The organism is Paenibacillus cymbidii (genome assembly GCF_004764705.1).
Classification (GTDB): Bacteria; Bacillota; Bacilli; order Paenibacillales; family NBRC-103111; genus Paenibacillus_AN; species Paenibacillus_AN cymbidii.
This window is the reverse complement of the sequence record NZ_SHLX01000064.1, coordinates 1-7485: the sequence shown is the minus strand read 5'-3', so window position 1 is coordinate 7485 and position 7485 is coordinate 1. Positions and strand designations below refer to the sequence as shown.

Sequence of the window (7485 nt, the reverse complement as noted above, 5' to 3'; positions counted from 1 at the left end):
GCGCTGCCGCGCCCTTGCGGCGCTGCCGCGCCTGTTGCGCCTGGCGCCCCTGCGCTGCCGCGCCCCTGCGGCGCTGCCGCGCCTGCTGCGCCCGGCGCCCCTGCGCTGCCGCGCCCTTGCGGCGCGAACGCGGAGCGGCTGCGCAGCCGCTGCAGCTGCTGGCCGAGCGCCGGATCGTCCAGCGCGACCAGCGTATCGGCGAGCAGCTTCACTCCTTCGTCCTGATGCTGCAGCTTCGCCTTGACGAGCAGCAGCTTGCCTTTGCCGACAAGGTGGCCGTACCGCTTCCATGTCTCCGGGAACAGCACGACTTCCACCTTCTCGATGCGGTCCTCCAGCTCAATAAACGCCATCTGCTGCGACTTGCGCGTCAGGATCGACTTCTGCGTCAGCACCATGCCCGCCACCAGCACCTCGCTCTGATCGGGCAGCTCCGGCAGCTCGTGAATGCCTTCCGGTTCACATGCCTGCAGCGCCTGCTCGTACGCGTCAAGCGGATGGCCGGACAAATACAGGCCAAGCAGCTCCCGCTCCAGCTCCAGCTGCTGCATCGGCGCAAACGGCGCAACCGCCGGATATTCGACGGTCCAGTTCGCTTCTTCGGTAAAACCGAACAGATGAAGCTGCAAATCTTCCCGATCCTTCTTCCACTTGACCGCCGCTTCGATCGTCTCCTCCACCGCGGCAAGCAGCTGCGCGCGATGCCCGCCAAGACTGTCCATCGCTCCGGCCTGAATCAACGATTCGACAACGCGCTTGTTGCAAACGCGCAAATCGACACGCCGGCAAAAATCGAGCAAACTGTCGAACGGACGCTCGGCGCGTTCGCGGATGATCGCCTCGATCGCATGCGTGCCGACGTTTTTGATCGCGCCGAGACCGAAGCGGATTTCGCCGGCGCCGACATCGCCGCCGCCCGCTGCCCGCAGTTCCGCCGCAACCACACGCGACTCCGGCACGTCCGTCGCATACGCGTCCGCCACTGTCGGTTCTCCCGCCGCCTGCGCACTGGACACCCGTCCTTCCGCCACTTGCGTGCGCAACTCTGGCGCTCCCGCCACATACGCGTCCGCCGCTTCCGCTACCCGCAGTCCGGCCGACAGTTCGGCTGCAGCCGGCGCTTCCGCCGTCGGCCCGGCCACCACCGCGCCTCCCGCAGTCTGCGCCGTCTCCGCTCCCGCCGCCAAGACCGGCCCCGGCTTGTAGGCGACCGGCGTAAACGTGACGCCGCTGGCGTTCACGTCGGGCGGCAGCACGCGGATGCCCATGCGACGGCAGCTGTCGACATATTCCGCCACTTTGCCGTGGCTGCCCATAACCGCAGTCAACATCGACGCCATAAACGGCACCGCGTAATGAGCCTTCAAATATGCCGTGCGGAACGCCAGCACGCCGTAGGCGGTAGCATGCGCCCGCGGAAAGCCGTAATCGGCGAAGCGCACAATCATGTCGTACACCCGGTTCGCGGCAGCTTCGTCATGCCCCATGCGCAAGCTGCCGGCGACGAAGTGCGCGCGCTGCTCGTCCAGCACCTCGCGCTTCTTCTTGCTGACGGCGCGCCGCAGCAGGTCGGCTTCGCCAAGACTGAAGCCGGCCATGCGCGATGCGATCTGCATGATCTGCTCCTGGTACACGATAATCCCGTACGTATCGCGCAAAATCGGCACCAGCGACTCATGCGGGTACTCTACGGCAATGTCCCCATGCTTCGCCTGGATAAACTTCGGGATAAAATCCATCGGGCCCGGACGATACAGCGCCAGCACCGAAATGACATCCTCGAAGCCGCCCGGCTTCAATTCCTTGAGCACGCGCCGGATGCCGCTCGATTCGAGCTGGAAAATGCCCGTCGTGTCGCCGCGGGACAACAACTCGTACGTCGGTGGGTCCGCGTTGGATACCTGCTCGAAATCGACTTCCGCCCCTTCCCGCTCGGCGATCCAGCGCTGCGTCCGTTCGATGATCGACAGCGTGCGCAAGCCGAGGAAGTCCATCTTCAGCAGGCCGATCGCTTCCAGATGCTCCATCGCGTACTGCGTCAGCGCCGTCTTCTCCGTGCCTTCCTGCAGCGGCACGTAGCGTGTCAGCGGCTCGCGCGAAATGACGACGCCCGCGGCATGCGTGGAGGCGTGGCGCGGCATGCCTTCGACCTTCATCGCCATGCGGACGAGCGCATCCGTCTTCGGGTCGCGCTCGCACAGCGCCTTCAGCTCGGCGCTACCCGCCAGCGCGTCCTGCAGCGTAATGCCGAGCTGGTACGGGATCAGCTTCGCCGCGCGGTCCACATCCGCGTACGCCATGCCGAGCGCACGGCCGACGTCGCGTACGGCCGCCTTGGCCGCCATCGTGCCGAACGTAATAATTTGCGCGACGTGCTCGGAGCCGTATTTGCCGACCACGTAATCGATGACTTCGTCCCGCCGCTCGTCGCTGAAATCGATGTCGATATCCGGCATCGAAATGCGCTCCGGATTGAGGAAACGCTCGAACAAAAGCCCGTATTTGATCGGATCGACGTCCGTAATGCCGAGCACATAAGCAACCAGCGAACCGGCCGAAGAACCGCGGCCCGGTCCGACGGCAATGCCGTTTACACGGGCGAAGCGGATGAAATCCCAAACAATCAGAAAATAATCGGCATACCCCATGCCCTCGATGACGCCAAGCTCATAAGCGAGACGCCGCTCCAGCGCCTCTCTCCCATCGACCGAGGTTCGTGTCGCCGAAGCGCCGTAGCGGCCCTCCAGCCCTTCCGCACACAACCTGCGCAAATACGACGGCGAGTCCGCGCCTTCCGGCAGCGGCTTGTAAGCCGGCAGAATCGACTGGCCGAACGTCAGCTCCAGCTCGCACTGCTCCGCGATGCGAACCGTGTTGAGCAACGCCTCCTGCGCGTGCGGGAACAAGCGGGCCATCTCTTCGCCGCTCTTCATATAGAGCTGCGTAGAGCCGAACTTCAACCGCGCTTCGTCGCTGACAGTCTTGCCCGTGCCGATGCACAGCAGCACATCCTGCATCGTGTGATCGCCTTCGTACACATAGTGGATGTCGTTGGCGGCGACCAGCGGAATGCCTGTTTCGCCGCTCAGGCGAATCAGCAGCGGGTTCAGCTTCTTCTGTTCGATCAGCCCGTGATCCTGCAGCTCCAAATAAAAATCGTCGCCAAAAATCGCCCGGTACCGCTCCGCCGCCCGCTTCGCCTCTTCATCGCGGCCGGCCAGCAACAGCTGGGGAATTTCGCCGGCCAGGCAGGCGCTGGTGCAGACAAGGCCTTCCTTGTAGGCGGCCAGATGCTCCAGATCGATGCGCGGCTTGTAATGGAAGCCTTCCAGATGGGCGATCGAAACGAGCTTCATCAAATTGCGGTAGCCGGTCTCGTTCTTCGCCAGCAGCAGCAAATGATGGGTTGGCTGCTCCTGGCGCGACTGCTTCTCGCGCAGCGAACCGGTCGTCAAATACATCTCGCAGCCGATAATCGGCTTGATGCCGCGTTTCTTGCAAGCCTTGTAGAAAGGAATTGCGCCGTACATGACGCCATGATCGGTAAGCGCAAGCGAACGCATGCCGAGTCGGACGGCTTCGTCCGCCAAATGCTCGATGCGGGCGGCGCCGTCCAGCAAGCTGTATTCGCAATGCACGTGCAGATGGACAAATTCACACACGCCGGCCACTCCTCCTCCGTACGTCCGGTACAGATCCGTTTTACCCATTTTACCACACTCGCCGAAAAATGCGAACCCACATTCGCATTCCGCAAACTTCTCTTGCTCATGCTCTTCTAATTTGTTCCCGTGCACATAGATATGATAGTAGAAACGCGGGACAAGAACCGAAAGCGGGAGGAAACGCATGTGGCGGCATTCATTTCGAAGCTGATCCTCGATTTCTTTACGGCGCTCGGCATCGTGACGGGGGGCAGCCTGCTCGGCGGCGTTGCGTCCGTGCTGACCCTCAAATCGCCGGGCGTCGAAATGGCCCGCATTGCGGCCAGCCTGAAAATTTGGGCGATGGTCGCCGCCGTCGGCGGTACGATCGACCCGCTGCGCGTCATCGAAACGAACTTCGCCGAAGGCTACATTTCGCCTGCGGCCAAACAAATTCTGTACTTCATCACGGCGTTCGCCGGCGCCCATACCGGTTATGCGCTGATCGAATGGATTTGCAAAGGAAGCGGAGACGCGTGAGAATCCCCAGCCTGGACAAATATGCGCGGCTGCTGCCGTCCCTCGGCCTGCTGCTCGCCGGCGCCATCATTGGCAGCGCCTGCTTTTCCGCCATGTATCATCACAACTTTACCTTGCTGGCGGCCAAAAACGCCCAACTCCTTGCCGATAACGGCAAGCTGGTCCGCGATATCGACGATTTGCGCAAAAACCGTTCCAGACAATCGCGCATCAGCCAAATCGACGTCAAATTCGAGCCGGCGCAAGGCGGCGCCGCGCTCGACGACATTACGCGAAGCGACATCCGCAAGCTCGCCATCAAAGATCTGGAGCCGGCCAGAGGCAAGGATGCGGCCGATATCAACGATCATCTTGCGCTGTACCTTGCGCTTATTGACGGCAGCAAATACGATTTTCCGGGAGGCCGGACGTACGAGGTGAAAGTGAAGGCGCTCATCGTTTCGCAAGGCGAGCTCATCATGTGGGTGACCGTCGAAATTCCGCAACGAAATTGATTTTCGAGGCGAAAATCGGTACAGTTAAGTGAGTGTTCAAAAAGACGGGTTTTCAGCACCGAGAAGGTTGCGAGAACCTGAAGAAGGAGTAGCGGAGTTTAGGCGATACCTAAATGAGCAACGGACTTCGAAGGTGAACGCAAGATTCGATGCCGAATACGCTCCCAGAAAAACTTCGTGATCAAAAGCCGACTTTTTGAACTACCTCTATTAAGGCGATGTTATTTTATCGGACAAAGGATGATTCCCATGATATGGGTGCAAGCGCTGCTGTCGGCGGCGATTCTCGTTTCGCTGCTGTTCACTGTCGTCTACAGCTTCCGTTACCGCAGGCGCACCGATCCGCGCGAGCGCGGCTTGTATGCGGCAAGAATGAACATGTGGATGGGCGGCATGCTGATCGTGATGGCCATCGCTCAATTTTCGCTGTTCGACATGAATTCGACGCGCCTTGTGCTTGGCGCTGTTTTCCTGCTGCTGGGCCTGTTCAACCTGTTCGCCGGCATGCGCAACCACAAGCTGTACGAACAGAACAAACAGCCGTAACTGCGGCGGGCGACGGGCGGGAGCAGACGATTCCCGCTCCGGCGCCCATAAGATCGCTTACGACTGGTCGAACACTTGCGCGGTCAGCATCGCTTTGCAGACGAGTTGGCCGGCGTAGCGAATTTCCACGTCGATTTTGCCGAATTTGCGGCTCACTTCGATTACATGCGGACGAATTTCAATGACGCTCTCCATCTGGACGGGACGAAGGAAATACGTCGAAATGTTGTCGATGACGAGGTCGCCTTTTTTGTATTCCTGCACGGCGCGGTACGCCGCCTGCGTCATCAGCGTCGTCAGTACGCCGGACGAAACGGAGCCGAGATGGTTCGTCATTTGCGGCGTAATCGTGCCCGTAAAAATCAGCTGATCCCGTTCGTCGCGCGCTTCTTCGAAGGCGGCCCATACCAGATCCTCGAACGTTTCGCCCACTTGCGGCTGGCGCTGGATATACTGCATCACTTTAAGCACATCGTTGCGGCTAATGACGCCGATCAGCTTGCGATTGCCGTCGACGACCGGCAGCAGCTCGATCCCTTCCCAGATCATCAAATGCGCCGCCGTCGCCACCGAAGTGCGCAGATGAACCGTCAGCGGGCTGCGCGTCATCAGCTTGTCCAGCGTTTGCTCCGGGCTGCTGCCGACGATATCCTTGGACGTAATCATGCCGATGACCCGGTTCCATTCGTCGACGATCGGGAACCGGCTGTGCCCCGAGCTTTCGGCCGCCGCCTTCCAGTCGCGAACCGCCTGAGTGCCTTTAAGCGCGTGAACGACCGGATGCGAGGACAAAATATCTTCCACCAGCATAATCTTTTTTTTGATCAGCCGGTCGTAAATGGCGCGGTTAATCATCGAAGCGACGGTAAACGTATCGTAGCTGCTCGAAATGATCGGCAATCCGCGGTCGTTGGCCAGCTTCTTGACGGCATCGCTGGTGTCGAAGCCGCCGGTGATGAGCACGGCCGCCCCTTCCTGCAGCGCGCTGGCGTGCGCCTCCTCGCGGTTGCCGACGATGAGCAGGCTGCCCGCGTCGATGTAGCGCAGCATCGCGTCCTTCTCCATGGCGCCGATGACGAACTTGTTCAGCGGCTTGTCCAGCCCGTCCGCGCCGCCGAGCACTTCGCCGTCGACGATGTTGACGACCTCGGCGAATGTCAGCCGGTCGATGCTGCTGCGTTTCTTCTTCTCGACGCGAACGGTTCCGATCCGCTCCTTCGTGCTGACGGTCCCCTGGTTTTCCGCTTCCTTGATCGCCCGGTAGGCGGTTCCTTCGCTCACCTGCAAATCCTTGGCAATTTGCCGGACCGATATTTTGCTGCCGACGGGCAACCCTTCGATATACTTCAAAATTTGCTCGTGCTTCGTCGCCGTGTCTCCACCCGCCACGATATCCATGCCTGTTTCCCCCATCAGCCCCTGCCGATGCGACAACGCATCTGTATCAGTGCATTCTGTTATACTCTGTATTATACAGAAGCAAGACTGTCTTTCACAAGAGAGTGCGGACGCAGGAGTCGAGCCGTTGGCAGGCGAATTGTTATATTTGGTCAAAATGGGGGAATTGCATATGCGCCTTTTTATTGTTGCGTTGGTTGTATTTCTCTTCTGTTTCGCAGTACAAAGGAGGGTCATACTGATCGTATCATTACGGCAATCTATACGCCGCTGTTACCGCCGGCCGCTTCGGCGAAGTCATGTCCATTGATATCGAACGAACGATTCGCGGAATAAGCAAAGGGGATTCGGTGGAAAAAGTTAAGCAGTTGTATGGAGAGCCGAACGAAATCGTGCAAAGCTTGTCATTTGCCGCAAACCATACACTCGTTTACAACGATGATGGAGACAAACAATTGCTCTTCCTTCTGGAAGCGGATCAGATACAAGTGGATTCGAATCAATAGAGCCAGCGATTACAATATCCTGTATCGTTGAAGGCATTGCATAATCCCCCGCCAAACATGTCGTCAGGTTAACGTGGAACAGAAGGGAATTTGCGAATAGGCCACTTTTTATGTTACTACTCAGGTACTCACCGGCCTCGAACGGCAAGAATTCACGGTGTATTTAACAAACTTGGGCTCTCATCCAGCAAATAACCCGCTCCGACGAACCCCAAGGTAGACCGGATCGGTGCCTTGGAACATGTAAACATTCCTGTAGGCGCCAAGATACGGCCTTGGACAAAAAACAGGAGCGCCTCGTATGATGGGGGTGTGACGGGTCAATAGCCCTAAAACCCACCAAGGAGGCGCTTACCC

Annotated in this window: 6 protein-coding genes; 4 read left to right on the top strand and 2 right to left on the bottom strand. The window is 59.3% G+C overall.

Annotated features, from left to right (window positions below; translation table 11 throughout):
• The coding region (locus EXY20_RS38575) for a DNA polymerase III subunit alpha (RefSeq protein WP_135557759.1) at nt 1–3662 on the bottom strand (3662 nt) is incomplete at its 3' end.
• Nucleotides 3663–3851: 189 nt separating this feature from the next.
• Here EXY20_RS38575 and EXY20_RS38570 point away from each other — a divergent pair.
• From EXY20_RS38570 to EXY20_RS38560, 3 genes are all read left to right on the top strand, one after another.
• Entirely contained in the window at nt 3852–4184 is a 333-nt protein-coding gene (locus EXY20_RS38570) for a YtrH family sporulation protein (protein ID WP_135557758.1), read from the top strand.
• Nucleotides 4181–4678 (top strand): hypothetical protein, encoded by a 498-nt coding sequence (locus EXY20_RS38565; RefSeq protein ID WP_135557757.1) that lies wholly within the window; start codon nt 4181–4183, stop codon nt 4676–4678. The genes EXY20_RS38570 and EXY20_RS38565 overlap by 4 nt, the downstream gene beginning before the upstream one ends.
• A gap of 249 nt (nt 4679–4927) precedes the next feature.
• On the top strand, nt 4928–5224 hold the full coding sequence (locus EXY20_RS38560; protein WP_135557756.1) for a YtpI family protein: 297 nt from the start codon (nt 4928–4930) through the stop codon (nt 5222–5224).
• Between the two features lie 57 nt (nt 5225–5281).
• On the opposite strand, the gene EXY20_RS38555 is transcribed toward EXY20_RS38560, so the two are convergent.
• The gene (locus tag EXY20_RS38555; RefSeq protein WP_135557755.1) at nt 5282–6622 is read right to left on the bottom strand and encodes a DRTGG domain-containing protein; all 1341 of its coding nucleotides are present in this window, start codon (nt 6620–6622) and stop codon (nt 5282–5284) included.
• 299 nt (nt 6623–6921) lie between these two features.
• Between EXY20_RS38555 and EXY20_RS38550 the strand changes: the two genes are divergently transcribed.
• A complete protein-coding gene (locus EXY20_RS38550) occupies nt 6922–7128 on the top strand; it encodes a hypothetical protein (RefSeq protein ID WP_135557754.1) in 207 nt (68 codons plus the stop codon).
• Nucleotides 7129–7485 lie beyond the last annotated feature (357 nt).